General features: G+C 60.3%; 11 protein-coding genes. 7 read left to right on the top strand and 4 right to left on the bottom strand.

The window, feature by feature from the left end; genetic code table 11:
• The first annotated feature begins 162 nt into the window (after window positions 1-162).
• Window positions 163-4,386, top strand: a complete 4,224-nt coding sequence (locus HX812_RS31205; protein WP_050572384.1) for a leucine-rich repeat domain-containing protein — start codon at window positions 163-165, stop codon at window positions 4,384-4,386.
• Here HX812_RS31205 and HX812_RS31200 read toward each other — a convergent pair.
• Window positions 4,356-5,306 (bottom strand): helix-turn-helix domain-containing protein, encoded by a 951-nt coding sequence (locus HX812_RS31200; RefSeq protein ID WP_235165400.1) that lies wholly within the window; start codon window positions 5,304-5,306, stop codon window positions 4,356-4,358. The genes HX812_RS31205 and HX812_RS31200 overlap by 31 nt on opposite strands.
• Window positions 5,307-5,446: 140 nt before the next feature.
• On the opposite strand from HX812_RS31200, the gene HX812_RS31195 reads away from it, so the two are divergent.
• Genes HX812_RS31195 through HX812_RS31185 form a run of 3 tightly spaced genes read left to right on the top strand, consistent with a single transcriptional unit; the run spans window position 5,447 to window position 9,208 of the window.
• Window positions 5,447-6,805 (top strand): glutamine synthetase family protein, encoded by a 1,359-nt coding sequence (locus tag HX812_RS31195; RefSeq protein ID WP_038843459.1) that lies wholly within the window; start codon window positions 5,447-5,449, stop codon window positions 6,803-6,805.
• 25 nt (window positions 6,806-6,830) lie between these two features.
• A complete protein-coding gene (locus HX812_RS31190; protein ID WP_033898190.1) occupies window positions 6,831-7,919 on the top strand; it encodes a polyamine ABC transporter substrate-binding protein in 1,089 nt (362 codons plus the stop codon).
• Complete coding sequence (locus HX812_RS31185) at window positions 7,916-9,208, top strand: FAD-binding oxidoreductase (RefSeq protein ID WP_038843460.1); 1,293 nt, start codon at window positions 7,916-7,918, stop codon at window positions 9,206-9,208. The genes HX812_RS31190 and HX812_RS31185 overlap by 4 nt, the downstream gene beginning before the upstream one ends.
• 59 nt (window positions 9,209-9,267) lie before the next feature.
• Here the strand turns inward: HX812_RS31185 and HX812_RS31180 are convergent, their stop codons facing one another.
• Window positions 9,268-10,161 (bottom strand): LysR substrate-binding domain-containing protein, encoded by an 894-nt coding sequence (locus HX812_RS31180; protein WP_038843462.1) that lies wholly within the window; start codon window positions 10,159-10,161, stop codon window positions 9,268-9,270.
• Between the two features lie 113 nt (window positions 10,162-10,274).
• Between HX812_RS31180 and HX812_RS31175 the strand changes: the two genes are divergently transcribed.
• The 3 genes from HX812_RS31175 to HX812_RS31165 are packed head-to-tail and all read left to right on the top strand — an operon-like array spanning window position 10,275 to window position 12,539.
• A complete protein-coding gene (locus HX812_RS31175; protein WP_038843464.1) occupies window positions 10,275-11,279 on the top strand; it encodes an aldo/keto reductase in 1,005 nt (334 codons plus the stop codon).
• Window positions 11,260-12,093 carry an SDR family NAD(P)-dependent oxidoreductase gene (locus tag HX812_RS31170; protein WP_050572386.1) on the top strand — a complete coding sequence of 278 codons (834 nt, stop codon included), beginning with the start codon at window positions 11,260-11,262 and terminating at the stop codon, window positions 12,091-12,093. The genes HX812_RS31175 and HX812_RS31170 overlap by 20 nt, the downstream gene beginning before the upstream one ends.
• A gap of 29 nt (window positions 12,094-12,122) precedes the next feature.
• A complete protein-coding gene (locus tag HX812_RS31165; RefSeq protein ID WP_038843467.1) occupies window positions 12,123-12,539 on the top strand; it encodes an SRPBCC family protein in 417 nt (138 codons plus the stop codon).
• Between the two features lie 58 nt (window positions 12,540-12,597).
• On the opposite strand, the gene HX812_RS31160 is transcribed toward HX812_RS31165, so the two are convergent.
• Entirely contained in the window at window positions 12,598-13,989 is a 1,392-nt protein-coding gene (locus tag HX812_RS31160) for a HAMP domain-containing sensor histidine kinase (protein ID WP_038843468.1), read from the bottom strand.
• A complete protein-coding gene (locus HX812_RS31155; protein WP_010211030.1) occupies window positions 13,967-14,650 on the bottom strand; it encodes a response regulator transcription factor in 684 nt (227 codons plus the stop codon). The genes HX812_RS31160 and HX812_RS31155 overlap by 23 nt, the downstream gene beginning before the upstream one ends.
• Window positions 14,651-14,800: the final 150 nt, after the last annotated feature.

Raw genomic sequence — 14,800 nt, 5'->3', positions numbered from 1 at the left:
GCTGTTTATTACAAGGCCGAGTGCAGGGCGAGGCGTCACGTACGGGCCGCGAACTACAGAATGTATCGTCTTCAGGAGCGCTTTGGAGGGCGCTTTGCTGATCTGCCGCTCAGGCAGGCGGCGCTAAAGTCGCAGGCTTAAATTGCAGATGGAACTGATGACATGACACTCTCCGCCTCACAAGACAATGCGCTGGCGCCACTGAACCGTGCGCTGCAAGACAGCCTGGTACTGACCCCGGCTGAGCATGGCGCAACATTGATACGCCAAAAATGGGGGGACGACGTTGACCCCGTCACCACTCAATTGGTGACTCTGGACTACGACTACCACGGCCATCCACCCATCAACGGTGTGCATCAGGGCCAGATTCGCTTCCGGCAGTCACTGGTACAGGCCTTGCTCAGCGATTATCAAGCCGTGGCTGATGATCGTTTTGGAGAAACCGCCTTTGGCTTTTACACACCGCCAGCGGTAGGGCCAGAGATAAAAATCGTCAAGAATGTCGATGAGTTCGCCTACGTGGGCAGTGGTAATCACAGGGACTACGAGGGCATTTACCGTCGCAGCGATCCGCAGACATACGGGCCTTCGACGCAGCTTGCGATCACTGCGGCGGACTACAAGAAATGGGTGTGGCTCCTCGAATACAAAGAGCTGTATCAGGACTACCTGGATCGTACGTTGCCATCGGACGCCGTGATAATGGGGAGCGCACCGTACCCTTTGCGCACCTCGATGAAGACGGCTTTTGTCATGGTTGCCTTTCTGCAACGGCTTGAGTCCAGTTTGACCCTGGCGGGCTTGCAGTTAGCATTGTCGGCGGCGGGGCTGGGAGATAACGAGGTTGAGTTTTCTGCCATCGACAAAACCCAATTGGAGCAACGTACGCACCCGGCGGCGCATGTCGAGGTGTCCCGGCTGGTGATCTACCGCTACACGGCGTGTGATATTTGGGTATTACGTCACTGTGTCAGCGCAATGGTGTTGCTGTATGTGCCCGGCAATTCGTCGCCGCTCCATCAGTTCGCAGATATCAAGGCGTTGCGCGCATGGATTGTAGAACAGAGCAAGGTGCGAGAAAAAAGAACCGCTCTGGCGGAGCACTTCGCCAAGGACGACCGCATTGACGGCACTTTTCATGCCGGTGTACTGACGGCACTGGAGGCCATGGCCGAGTATCCGCGTCAACATCACCTGACCCGAGACTCCGGATTTTTCAACAATGACGGTTATTGGAACCCCGACGATTACATCACGCTGGACATCGTCCCCAACTCAGTCGATCCGTTTGCCGAACTGGTCAAGGTGTTCAAGCAGACAAGCCTGACCACTGCCCAGGAAGCGATACGCGATGATGCCGATGTCAATCGCGACAACTTGGCAGCGGTGGTCAACCCTGTCGTCGGATGGCTCAACCGCTGGGGCGCTCTGGCAATTTTCTTCCCCGGCGGTGAAGGGTTATTGGGCTTGGCCGGGCTGATTCAAGCCGCGCAAGGTGTGTCTGAAATCCTGGGTGCCGAAGGTCGCGATCAGGTTAACGAAGGCGTAACACGCACAGTCTTTGGCTTGCTCAATGCACTGCCGCTGCTGATCAAGGGCGGTACGGGGCTGGCAGACTCTGTGAGCGAGCCGCCGCGGGAGCCCGCAGTATCTGACAAGACGCCGGCAGAGCCTGAAGCCCAGGAAAATCCAGCTGTTCAGTCGTCAACGCCTCGACCCGAGCCCCATGATGTGTTCATCCCACCCGGGGCGGAAGGGGTGCCGATCTCGCAGTGGACCCGTCCACAATTGATGCGTGGTTTTGGGCGAGCAGTGGAGGGCCTTTCGGACGAGAGGCTTGAGCTAATCCGTCAGGTCAGTGGCGTGACCGATGAACAATTGCGCCTGCAACTCACCACGGGTGCCCGACCCCAGGGGCTGCTGGCCGATACATTGCTGCGTTTCAATATCACCCAACGGGTAGAAGCCTATATCGTGCAACTCGGTAGCAGTGAGCTGCCACTGGGTGATATGCACAGATTACGCTGGTTGACGACGGATAAAGCGTGGCCGGCCGACGTCGGCTTGAGGCTGAAGGAGGGGGATCGCATCATCTGGGAAACGGGGACAACCGTGGCCAGGGGCGATGTGTTGACCATTGAAACAAAAAGCCCGTTTTTCCGGTCTTTGGCGCGTCGTCTGAGCGAGCAGGGAACCCGGCGTTTATTGGGTGAACTCCTGATGCCAGAAGCCCCTTACCCCTCTATTGACGTAAGGGTCCGACTGCTGCGCCTCAAGGCCCAGGCGATCGTTCGTGAACAGCGCGTATCCATGTTTGAGCGCTATTACCAAAACGTCACAAGCCCGCAGAGTGATCTGCAGAAAACCCTCGGGCATGAATACCCATCGCTGCCTTCATCGATACTCGATCAACTCTTAGCCTCACAGCAATTGAGCCCTGACAGCACGCTGACCCTGGGCCAGATCAAGGCGTTGCTACAGCGCCTGGAACCGCAAGTGGCAGCCAGTGAGCAGGAGTTGCGCCTGGCTCGTGCATATGAAGGGGTCTATCTGAATACGGTACGCAATGCAGACAGCGACACGCTGCTGCTGCACAGCGCCCAGCGTATGCAGGGCTGGAATCCTCGGCTGTCGATTACGGTCCGCGAAGGGGCGGCCAATGGGGCAGTGCTGGATCGGATCGGCGCGCCGTCCCTTGCAGAACAACGCACGATCATTCAGGAGGGAAATCTCTACAAATGCCCTGATTCAGTGCTGCAACCAGGCTATACCACAGACGATTTTGCTGACGCGATTTTACACAACCTGTCGAACGCAGAGTTAACCCAAATGGGTGTGCGGGCCGATAGCCTCGAACACTTCAAGTTCATGCTACGGCGCAATATCCTGGGTAGGCGCGATTTGGAAACGGTACTGCGTCGCCAGCAATTGCGAACTCCGTTTTTTGAGCCTGAAGAGGGCGGGTTGCGCGGCGGCGCAGGGGGCGTGCCAAGGGAAGTCCTGCAGACCGACAGAATGCTGGTTGACAGTTACATTCCGGGTTTCACGGATCAACAGGTCAGTGAGTTTATGGGCTGTTTCGATTGGCCTGGTGACGCGCAAGCCGAATTGCAGCGTATCAAGGATTCTGAGGCAGACCTGGAAGTGTGTCTTCAAGATTGGCTGCGGGACGACGTTCTAGAGGATGATTATTACACTAGCCTGGATGATCCTGACGCCGAAATTGATGAGCAAGACAAGCAAGCGTGGATGGACCGCGAGGGGGTATCCCGAAATGACATGAACGAGAGGCTCCGTCAGCTATACACGTGGCGTGGTCCGGACGCTCTCAAGGTCTATCGCGATGGTCGGATGGTTGGCTTCAAGTTTATGTTTGACGCTACACCTGAGGGCGGTTTTCCACGTCTGAACCCTGGCAGATTACCCAACGCACCTTTCGATGAAAGATTCGTCGAGTTCAACTCAGTGGTCGAGCTGAGTAAACCAGCGGTAATACAGGGATCGCAGCTTCACCTTTATTTAGGTTGCTTTCCACGTCTTGACACGCTCGAGCTTCAAGGCATTCCCGATGCCTTGATCCCGGCCGATGTAGCAAAAATGAGCCGTTTGAGACATCTGAAGTTGACCGACGGGGCGCTGCAGATGGTGCCGGATAATAATGCGCTGCTCGGCAAGCTGACAACGCTGGAGTCACTTGACCTGAGCGGTAACCCCTTGGGGGCGGCGCCATCGATTGATACGCTGCCTGAATTACGCAGCCTCAGGCTTGATCGAACAGGGCTAGTGGATATTCCCCAAGCATTGGTTAACCGTAGGTCGCTGGAGTTTCTGGGGCTGGCGGGTAATCGGTTTACCTCTATTCCCCGAACGCTTGATTTAAGGTGGGGGCTGGACCTGAGCGAAAATCCCTTCAACGATCTGACCACCCTCCAGCGTCTGCTCGCGTTTCGCCAGGAAACCGGTTTCGAACTATGGATCGACACCAGCGCTGCGCCGCTGAACCAACCGGATGACTGGGTCAGGGGCTTGCTTGAGCCTGATGCGGTCGCCAGAACGGCGCTATGGCAAAAAGTGGTGGCGCAGGAGCGAGGGGCCGATCCTCGCATCCCAGGCTACCTGTCGCGCTTTGCCAGAATGTCCATGACGCTCGATTACCGAGTGGGATATGAAGGCTTGCGGAACCGACTGTGGGTATTTCTCAAGCGAGTTGCTTATGCGGATGAGCCACTTCGAATACGCCTGCGCGGGATCAATCAGGATTTGGCGCAAACGGAAAACCCAAGAGTGCTTTTTGAAAGCCTTGAGCAGGGCATATTGAATTACGATGCCCTGAGGCAAGGCCATCCGATGTTTCAGTTGCCTAAACGTGCACGGTTTGAATAACCGCACGCTGACGCTACAGCGGGTGAACGGTGATTCGGGTGGTGTTTCAGGGTTTCGCTGGGAAGCTCTTTGAACAGCGCTCGATAACTGCTGGAAAACCGCCCCAAATGCCAGAACGACCAGTTCATCGCGACCTCGGCCACGGTGGTGTTGGCGCCACTCAACAACTCCCGCCGTGCGCCGTTCAACCGGCGCAACCGCAACCACTGCGCGGGGCTCATGCCGGTGTAGGTTTTGAACCCCTGCTGCAACTGGCGCAAGGGCACACCGGCAATCTGTGCCAGTTCCAGCAGGTTCACGGATTCATCCGGCGCATCCTCCGCCCATTCGCCGATGCGTGCCATCAGCCGGCGTTCTTCGCTGCGTCGCTGCAATGAGCTGCGGTCCAGACCCACGCAGGCGTTGTCGAGGATAAACAGGCAGTCATCGAGCAGTTGCTGGGTGAGGGCGACGGGGTCGATTTCTGTAGACAACCGTGTCAGCGTGCCACTCAGCCAGCGGGTGAACAGCGCATTCTGCTGGCAGTTCAGCGGCGCCATGAACAGACCTTCGAGTTTCGCCACATCCAGCCCATGGCGTTGCACGAACTGCGGCCCGAACACCACCGCCACTTCTCGGTAGTTTTCCGGGGTGATCCAGGTGTTGTGGCTTTCGCCATTGAGCATGTACAGCGCGTTATCGCTGCCGTCGAAACAGAACGCCAACGAGCCTGGCGGTGCATTGAAATGCTGCTCCACACGGGTGTTCATGCTCTCTTCGTACACCTGCACACCCTGCAGGTCGAGGTAGCGGATCCGCCCGGCAAAATGCCCTGGGGACATCTGCTGGTACTGCTGCACCCAACCGGGTGTCGCATTGCATTGAGCGGCCACATCACCGGTGGTGAAGGCCTGTACGCGCAAAGCTGTTGCCTGTGTCATGGGTAACCTGGGCGCACTCTATTGGTGCGTTGTGGTTCGTGCAAAGTGGATAGATGCCGCAGGGGCGACGGCATCAAGATAGACCTCAATGCGCCAGGAGTACAAGCCGGCGCATGCACCCAACCCATGACGAGGTCCTTATGAACGCCCCCTTCGATCAGCTGTCCGCCTGGCTGAAAGAACACAAGATTACCGAAGTCGAATGCGTGATCAGTGATTTGACTGGCATTGCACGCGGCAAGATTGCGCCCACCAACAAGTTCCTGCATGAGCGAGGCATGCGCCTGCCGGAAAGTGTGCTGCTGCAAACGGTAACCGGGGACTTTGTCGACGACGACATCTACTACGACCTGCTCGACCCGGCCGATATCGACATGGTCTGCCGCCCGGTGTCCAACGCCACCTATGTGGTGCCGTGGGCCATCGAACCCACGGCGATTGTGATCCACGACACCTTCGACAAGCAGGGCAACCCTATCGAACTGTCGCCGCGCAACGTGCTGAAGAAGGTCCTGCAGTTGTACACCGACCAGGGCTGGCAGCCGATCGTCGCGCCGGAAATGGAGTTCTACCTGACCCAGCGCTGCGAAGACCCGGACCTGCCGCTGAAAACCCCGGTAGGCCGCTCTGGCCGCGCCGAAACCGGTCGCCAGTCGTTTTCCATCGATGCGGCCAACGAATTCGACCCGCTCTTCGAAGATGTCTACGACTGGTGCGAAGCCCAGGGCCTGGACCTCGATACGCTGATTCACGAAGACGGCCCGGCGCAGATGGAAATCAACTTCCGCCACGGCGATGCCCTCGACCTGGCCGACCAGATCACTGTGTTCAAGCGCACCCTGCGCGAAGCCGCGCTCAAGCACAACGTGGCCGCCACGTTCATGGCCAAGCCGGTGGCCGACGAGCCGGGCAGCGCCATGCACCTGCATCAGAGCGTGGTCGACATCGCCACCGGCAAACCGGTGTTCGTCGACGCGGATGGCAACAAGAGTCAGCTGTTCCTGCACCACATCGGCGGCTTGCAGAAGTACATTCCCAAGCTGCTGCCGATGTTTGCGCCCAACGTGAACTCGTTCCGCCGCTTCCTGCCGGACACCTCGGCACCGGTCAACGTCGAGTGGGGCGAAGAGAACCGCACCGTTGGCCTGCGCGTGCCCACCTCCAGCCCCGACGCCATGCGCGTGGAGAACCGTTTGCCCGGCGCCGATGCCAATCCCTACCTGGCAATTGCGGCTAGTCTGCTGTGTGGCTACCTCGGCATGATCGAGCAGATCGAACCCAGCGCGCCAGTGGAAGGGCGTGCCTACGAGCGCCGCAACCTGCGCCTGCCGTTCACCCTCGAAGATGCGCTGGCACGCATGGAGGATTGCGACACGGTCAAGCAGTACCTGGGCGACAAGTTCGTGCGGGGCTACGTCGCGGTCAAGCGTGCCGAGCACGAGAATTTCAAGCGGGTGATCAGTTCCTGGGAGCGTGAGTTCCTGCTGTTGAGCGTCTAAAAAAACCAAAAAAAGGGGTGTCGATATGCGTCTTGTGAAACAGCTTCTCCCGCTGGCCCTGGTGGCCGCATTCAGCAGCGCCAGCCAGGCGGCGCCGACGGTCAGCGTCTATAACTGGACCGACTATATCGGCGAGACCACCCTGGCCGACTTCCAGGCCAAGACCGGGATCAAGCCGATCTACGACGTGTTCGACTCCAATGAAACCCTGGAGGGCAAGTTGCTCGCCGGGCGCACCGGCTATGACGTGGTGGTGCCGTCCAACCACTTCCTGGCACGCCAGGTAAAGGCTGGTGCGTTCCTCAAGCTCGACCGCGCGCAACTGCCCAACTTCAAGAACCTCGACCCCAAGCTGCTCAAGCTGCTGGAAAAGAATGACCCCGGCAACGCGCACTCGGTGCCGTACCTGTGGGGCACCAATGGCATCGGCTATAACGTCGACAAGGTCAAGCAGGTGCTGGGCATTGACCATATCGATTCGTGGGCGGTGCTGTTCGAGCCTGAGAACATCAAGAAACTCAACCAATGCGGCGTGGCCTTCCTCGACTCGGCGGACGAGCTGTTCCCGGCGATCCTCAACTACATGGGCAAGGACCCGCGCAGCGAGAACCCCGAGGACTACAAGCAGGCCGAGGCCAAGCTGCTGACGTTGCGGCCGTACATCACCTACTTCCATTCTTCCAAGTACATCTCGGATTTGGCCAACGGTGATATCTGCGTGGCCTTCGGTTATTCCGGCGACGTGTTCCAGGCCGCCAACCGCGCCAAGGAAGCCAAGAACGGGGTGAACATCGCCTATTCGATTCCCAAGGAAGGCTCCAACCTGTGGTTCGACCTGCTGGCGATTCCCGCCGACGCGAGCAATCCGAAAGAAGCCCATGCCTTTATCAACTACCTGCTCGACCCTGAGGTGATCGCCAAGGTCAGCGCCTCGGTGGGGTATGCCAACGCCAACCCGGCCGCCAAGGCGTTCATGGACCCGGAACTGGTGAACAACCCTGAGGTGTACCCGTCTCAGGAGGTGCTCGACAAACTCTATATTTCCACCACGCCGACCCCGGCGACCATGCGCCTGATGACCCGCGCCTGGAGCAAAGTGAAGACCAACAAATGATGCCGTCGACTGACCACGCCCGGTCTTACTACCGGGCCACGGCCAACGCCCTGACGGAGCGCCCCGCATTGGGCGCCGACCTGACCGCCGATGTGTGCGTGATCGGCGGCGGCTTCACCGGTGTGAATACCGCCATTGAACTGGCCCAGCGTGGGCTTTCGGTGATTTTGCTGGAAGCCCGTCGTATCGGCTGGGGCGCCAGCGGGCGCAATGGCGGGCAGTTGATTCGCGGTATCGGTCATGACGTGTCGGGCTTCGCCAAGTACGTGGGCGAGGAGGGCGTGCGTTACCTGGAGCGCGCCGGCATCGACTCGGTGGCGTTGGTGGGCGAGCGTATTCGTGAGCACAACATCGACTGCGACCTGCGCTGGGGTTTTTGCGAATTGGCCAATACGCCGACGCAGTTCGCGGCGTTCAAAGGTGAGCAGGAGCACTTGGCGGCGATGGGGTATGCCCACGAAACACGCCTTGTGGGTCCGCAGGATATTCAGCAAGTGGTGGGCTCGTCGGTGTATGCCGGCGGCTTGGTGGACATGGGCTCCGGGCACCTTCACCCGTTGAATCTGGTGCTGGGTGAAGCGCAGTTGGCCGAGTCTCTCGGGGTGCGGATCTTCGAGCACACTGAGGTGCTTGAACTGATCCACGGCGACACGGTGCAAGTGCGCTGCGCAGGCGGCACGGTGCGCGCCGACCACCTGGTGCTGGCCTGCAATGCCCATCTGGAGGAACTGGAACCGCGCCTGAGCGGCAAGGTGCTCCCGGCGGGCAGCTACATCATCGCCACCGAGCCGTTGTCGGAAGATGTGGCCAACCAGTTGATCCCGCAGAACCTTGCGCTGTGCGACCAGAAAGTCGGCCTGGACTACTATCGATTGTCCGCTGACCGCCGCCTTCTATTCGGCGGCGCCTGCCATTACTCCGGCCGCGATCCGGCGGACATCGCCGCCTATATGCAACCGAAAATGCTCAAGGTGTTCCCGCAACTGGCCCATACCGCCATTGAGTTCCAGTGGGGCGGCAAGATCGGCATTACTGCCAACCGCTTTCCGCAGGTGGGCCGGTTGAAGCAGTACCCGAATGTGTTTTATGCCCAGGGCTATTCCGGGCATGGGCTGAATGTGACCCACTGGTGCGCCAGGCTGCTGGCCGAAGGTATCCACGCCGGCCACAGCACGGGCCTGGATATTTTCGGCCAAGTGCCACACATGACCTTTCCGGGTGGTAAGGCGCTGCGCTCGCCGCTGCTGGCGTTGGGGATGTTGTGGTATCGGTTGCGGGAATTGATCTAACCGACACCACAATCTAAATGTGGGAGCGAGCAAGCCCGCTCCCACAGTTTTGAACGGCGTCAGGCCTTGGGCTCCGTGAGTACCTTGCGGAAGGTTTCCACCAGTGGCCGCAGGTTGATCCGATGCCACGCCGCCCACAGCGGCGTGGTGTAGCTCAGCCACGGCAACTCCCGCAACACCACGCCGGGCGGGGCATTGCGGCTCAGGCCCTTTTGCACCATCGCCACGCCCAGGCCTGAAGCAACCAGGCCCAAGGCGGTGAACGGTTCACCGGCTTCCATGGGGATCTGCGGGGTGAAACCGGCGCGGATGCAGGCGGCGATAAAGTCATCGGTGGGGTGTGCGCCGGGTTTGCGCTGTACGCCGATCCATTCCTGATCGGCCAGGTGTTCGGGCAGCAACTCGCTTTGGCGTGCCAATGGGTGGTGTTCAGGCAGGGCCAGCAGCATCGGGTCATCCAATACTTGCAGTGCGATCAGGTCGGGATCATCGTCGGCCGGCGGCTCGTTCACCAGCGCGATATCCAGGCTGCGCTGGCGCAGGCCTTCCAGTTGTTCGAGAGAGGGCAGGTTGTACAGCTTGATATGCACGGTGGGGCGGTCGTCGCGCAGGATGCGCAGGGCATTGGGCAACACACCGGCATGCATGGCGTTTTCGATGTAGCCGATGCACAGCCCACCTTCTTCACCACGGCCCAGGCGCTTGCCCAGGGACTCCAGGCGGTTGGCGTGGGTCAGCAGCGCTTTGGTTTCAGCCAGGAAGGTCTGGCCGTCACGGGTCAGGCGGATGCGTTGCTGGCTGCGTTCGAACAGGGTCAGGCCCAGGCGCTCTTCCAGCTGGGCTATCTGCCGGCTCAGCGGCGACTGGGAGATGTGCAGGCGTTCGGCAGCACGGCCGACGTGTTCTTCTTCGGCGACCACTTCGAAGTAGCGCAGTTGGCGGAGATCGATCATGTTAGACCTACGAGGACTCAAGTTGGTCGCAGTATGTCTTGGACGGTCCGATCTCTGCAATCTAGGATCTGCTCAACGGTCACAGCGACCCCTGAACCCATTGAGGATCCACCATGAGCTTGAAAGACAAACTCCCAGGCCAGCTCGGCTTTGGCACCGCACCGCTGGGCAACATGTTCCGCGCCATTCCTGAAGACGAGGCCCTGGCCACCGTGGAGGCCGCCTGGAACGCCGGCGTGCGTTACTTCGACACCGCGCCGTTCTACGGCTCGGGACTCTCGGAAATCCGCCTGGGCCAAGCGCTGTCGCAGTACAACCGCGACGACTTCGTGCTCAGCACCAAGGTCGGCCGGGTGATCCTCGACGAAGTCGAAGACAGCGCCCGTGACCTCGGCGAAAAAAGCGGCGTGTTCGAACACGGCCGCCCGAACAAGATGCTCAACGACTACAGCGCCGACGCCACCTTGCGCTCCATCGAAGACAGCCTGATCCGCCTGAACACCGATCGCCTGGACATCGTGTGGATTCACGACATCGCCCAGGACTTCTACGGCGACCAGTGGCTGGAGTACTTCAACCAGGCCCGCACCGGCGCTTTCAAAGTGCTGACCCGCCTGCGCGAAGAGGGCGTGATCAAGGCTTGGGGCCTGGGCGTGAACCGCGTCGAGCCGTGCGAATTGACCCTGGACCTTACGGAAGCGCAACCCGACGGCTTTTTGCTGGCCGGCCGCTACACTCTGCTGGACCACGATCGCGCCCTGCAACGCCTGATGGACGCGGCTGTGGCACAGAACGTCGAAATCGTCGTCGGTGGCCCCTATAGCTCCGGCATCCTTGCCGGTGGCGCGCACTTCGAATACCAGAAAGCCAGCCCGGCGATCATCAGCAAGGTCGAGCAGATCAAGGCGATTGCCCAGGCATTTGGTGTGAGTGTGAAAGCCGCCGCGCTGCAATTCTCCCTGGCCCATCCGGCCGTGGCGGCGGTAATTCCGGGTGCCAGCCGTCCGGGCAGGATTGCCGAAGACGTTGCAGCGTTGTCAGAAAAGATCCCGGCAGCCTTCTGGCAGGCCTTGCGCGACGCCCGATTGATCTCGGATCGTGCACCACTGCCGCTTTAACTTCAGGAGTTTCAACCATGAAATTGATGTAAGCGGCAAAGTAGCGATTGTCAGCGGCAGCACCGCTGGAATTGGCCTGGGCATCAGCCAGGCGCTGGCGCAGTCCGGCGCCACGGTGGTGGTGATCGGGCGCGATGCGGGCAAGGTGGATGACGCCTTGGCGAGTATCCGCCAGGCTGTTCCCGGTGCTGACCTGCGTGGTTTGGTGGCGGATCTCGGTACGGCTGAAGGTGCAGAAAAACTCTTCGCCGCCGAACCGCGTGCCGACATCCTGGTCAACAACCTGGGCATCTTCAACGATGTGGATTTCTTTGAGGCCCCGGACAGCGAATGGACACGCTTCTATGAGGTCAATGTGATCTCCGGCGTGCGCCTGGCGCGGCATTACACACCGGGCATGGTCGAGCAGGGCTGGGGGCGGGTGATTTTCCTGTCGTCGGAGTCCGGCGTGGCGACCCCGGCGGACATGATCAACTACGGTGTGACCAAGAGCGCCAACCTGGCGGTGTCCCATGGTTTGGCCAAGCGGCTGGCGGGCACCGGCGTGACGGTAAACGCGGTGTTGCCTGGGCCGACCTTTACCGACGGTCTGGAGCAGATGCTCAAGGACGCCACCGCAAAATCGGGGCGCAGTGCGCGGGACGAGGCGGATGTGTTTGTGCGTAACGCACGGCCGACCTCGATCATCCAGCGCGCGGCAAATGTGGATGAAGTCGCCAACCTGGTGGCGTACATTGCTTCACCCCTGTCGTCTGCCACCACCGGTGCCGCGTTGCGGGTCGACGGTGGTGTGGTCGACAGCATGGCCATCTGAATTGTTTTTCATTTTCTGGAGTAATTAACGTGGCAACAGCGTCTTCTGTGATTGAAATCCCGGTTTCGGCCGATCAGGTCTGGCAATTGGTCGGCGGCTTCAACAGCCTGCCGGACTGGCTGCCGTTCATTGTCAAAAGCGAGCCAAGCGACGGCGGCCGCGTGCGTCACCTGCAAACTGCCGACGGTGGTGTGGTGGTGGAGCGGTTGCAGAGTTTTGACAACGTCGGGCGTACCTACAGCTACACCATCGAGCAGTCACCGTTCCCGGTGAGTGCGTACCTGGCGACCTTGCAGGTTGAGGCCTTGACCGAGTCGTCGGCGAAAGTGACCTGGTCGGGTGTGTTCACGCCGGCGGCGGGGACCACGGATGCGGCGGTGGAGGAGTTGTTTACCGGGGTCTACAGCGGTGGGTTGGAGGCGTTGCGCGCCAATTTCCCAGGCTGATCCGCGTCCCCTGTAGGAGCCGGCTTGCCGGCTATTACAGGGTTTTGTGGTGCTTGTGTTATTCGGGCATAAGCTGCTGGCGGCATTCCAGGACTAATCTGGCACCGCCTTGCTCGCTGGTACCCACTTCCAACTTGAACCCATGCAAGTTGATGATCGCCGCCACAATCGACAGACCCAACCCGAACCCGCCTTGCTGGTCGCTTTCATCCACACGATAGAAGCGCTGGAACACTGCGTCACGTTCCGCCGCGGGTATGCCGGGGCCGGAGTCGTGCACTTCAATGCGCGTGCTGCCGGCATCATTGACCCCGCGCAAGATCACTTCGCCGCCTGGCGGGGAGAACTTGATCGAGTTGCTCAACAGGTTGGCCAGGGCCTCGAACAGCAAGGCGCGGTCGCCGGTGATCCACGGCAGGGATTCCGGGGTTTCGAGGCGCAATTGCAGCTCGCCTTCTTCGGCCAGGGGCAGGTAGAAGTCGTGCAACTCGCGCAACAGCGGCAACGGGTCCATGACCAGAAAACCTGAGCGACGCTGGTGGTCTTCCAGTTCGGAGATACGCAACAGCCCGCGAAAGCGCGCCATCAGGGTGTCGGTTTCGGCAATCGCGTCATCCAGTTTCACCGCGTAGTCCGACTCCGCCTCGGCCTCCTGCTTGATCCGGTACAGCTGCGCACGCAGGCGCGTCAGCGGGGTGCGCAGGTCGTGGGCGATGTTGTCGCACACGCCCTTGACCTCATTCATCAACTTCTCGATGCGATCCAGCATGGCGTTGACGATGGCCGCGAGCATGTCCAGTTCGTCGCGTCGGTTTGACAGCGGCAGGCGGTGGGTCAGGTCGCCGGCGACGATGGCTTCGGCACTGGCCTGGATCCCGCGGATTCGCCGCAACGGGCGTCGACGCAATAAGTGCCAGCCGGCAGCGCCAGGGATAATTGTCAACGAAAGCGCCCACAGCAGGGCATGCCAGATGATCCGGGTCACGCCGAACAGCGAACCGTTGGCGCGCACCAGCACCAGCCAGCGGCCGTCTTCGGTGTGGGTGGCGACGGCGTCGCAGCTGTCCTTGGGCAACTTGGGATCGTCGGAGTCGACGCAATTGGCCAGGGCGTGGATCTTGCCGTCCAGCGGCAGGTCGGGCGGCACCGCGCGAATCGGCCCGCTCAACGGGCGAAATTGCTCGTCGAACAAGCCGTAGGCGTCCACGCCCTTCATGTCGAAGGTCATGCTGGTGGTCAGGGCTTCCACCAGTTCCTCGCCGTCAAAGCGCTGGAACAAGTGCTGGCGCTGCATCAGGGAATGGCGCGACAGGTCGCCCAGGTAACCCGACACCTCGTAATACAGCACCCCCATGAGGATGCAGCTCCACGCCACGAACAACGAACTGTACAGCGCCAGCAAACGGCTGCTGGAAGAGCGCCAGCCCTTAGAGGGGTTCAGCAATGACATAACCGGAACCTCGTACCGTGCGGATCAGCGGCGTGAGGCCCGGTGGGTCGATCTTCTTGCGCAGACGGCCGATGTGCACGTCGATCAGGTTAGTGCCGGGGTCGAAGTGATAGCCCCAGACTTCTTCGAAGATCATCATCCGCGACAGGATCTGCCCGGTGTTGCGCATCAGGAATTCCAGCAACTTGTATTCGGTGGGCAGCAGGCTCAGGGGCTGATCGGCGCGACTGGCTTCGCGGCTGATCAGGTTCAGCTCCAGGTCGGCCACGCGCAGGGCGGTTTCGAACTCCTGGACCGTGCTTTTGCGCCGCAGCAGCACTTCGACGCGGGCGGCCATTTCATCCGAAGCGAACGGTTTGGTGAGGTAATCATCACCGCCGGCACGCAGGCCGCGTACACGCTCATCCACGTCGGAGAGGGCGCTGATCATCAGGATCGGCGTCGACACACCAATCGTGCGCAGCGTGGTGACGATGGCCAACCCATCGAGCTCCGGCAGCATGCGGTCGAGGGTGATCAGGTCGTAATCGCCACTCACGGCGCGGACCAGGCCTTCGCGGCCGTTGTCTACCCAATCTACATCCAGTCCATGGCTACTCAGCTCGGCGACGATCTCGCGGGCCGTTACGGCGTCATCCTCGATGGTCAAAATACGGGTCATAGGATTACCTGGTGAGCGATTCACACTAGAAGTACGGGCATTTTGCCAAGAAATGGCTGAACGCTTCCTAAATAAAACTTCATGTTGGCAACACTGACACAGATTTCATGGTTGCAGACGACTGTAGTGAGCGGGCTTGCCCCGCGCTGG

The sequence above is a fragment of the Pseudomonas sp. IPO3749 genome, from assembly GCF_013386605.1.
GTDB classification, from domain to species: domain Bacteria; phylum Pseudomonadota; class Gammaproteobacteria; order Pseudomonadales; family Pseudomonadaceae; genus Aquipseudomonas; species Aquipseudomonas azotoformans_A.
This window is presented reverse-complemented; position numbering and strand designations above follow the sequence as displayed.

Excerpts from the sequence above, each read along its gene's own strand:
- HX812_RS31195 (WP_038843459.1), top strand. The coding sequence starts at position 5,447 with ATGAACGCCCCCTTCGATCAGCTGTCCGCCTGGCTGAAAGAACACAAG.
- HX812_RS31190 (WP_033898190.1), top strand. The coding sequence starts at position 6,831 with ATGCGTCTTGTGAAACAGCTTCTCCCGCTGGCCCTGGTGGCCGCATTC.
- HX812_RS31180 (WP_038843462.1), bottom strand. The coding sequence starts at position 10,161 with ATGATCGATCTCCGCCAACTGCGCTACTTCGAAGTGGTCGCCGAAGAA.
- HX812_RS31155 (WP_010211030.1), bottom strand. The coding sequence starts at position 14,650 with ATGACCCGTATTTTGACCATCGAGGATGACGCCGTAACGGCCCGCGAG.
- HX812_RS31160 (WP_038843468.1), bottom strand. The coding sequence starts at position 13,989 with ATGTCATTGCTGAACCCCTCTAAGGGCTGGCGCTCTTCCAGCAGCCGT.
- HX812_RS31175 (WP_038843464.1), top strand. The coding sequence starts at position 10,275 with ATGAGCTTGAAAGACAAACTCCCAGGCCAGCTCGGCTTTGGCACCGCA.
- HX812_RS31200 (WP_235165400.1), bottom strand. The coding sequence starts at position 5,306 with ATGACACAGGCAACAGCTTTGCGCGTACAGGCCTTCACCACCGGTGAT.
- HX812_RS31205 (WP_050572384.1), top strand. The coding sequence starts at position 163 with ATGACACTCTCCGCCTCACAAGACAATGCGCTGGCGCCACTGAACCGT.
- HX812_RS31185 (WP_038843460.1), top strand. The coding sequence starts at position 7,916 with ATGATGCCGTCGACTGACCACGCCCGGTCTTACTACCGGGCCACGGCC.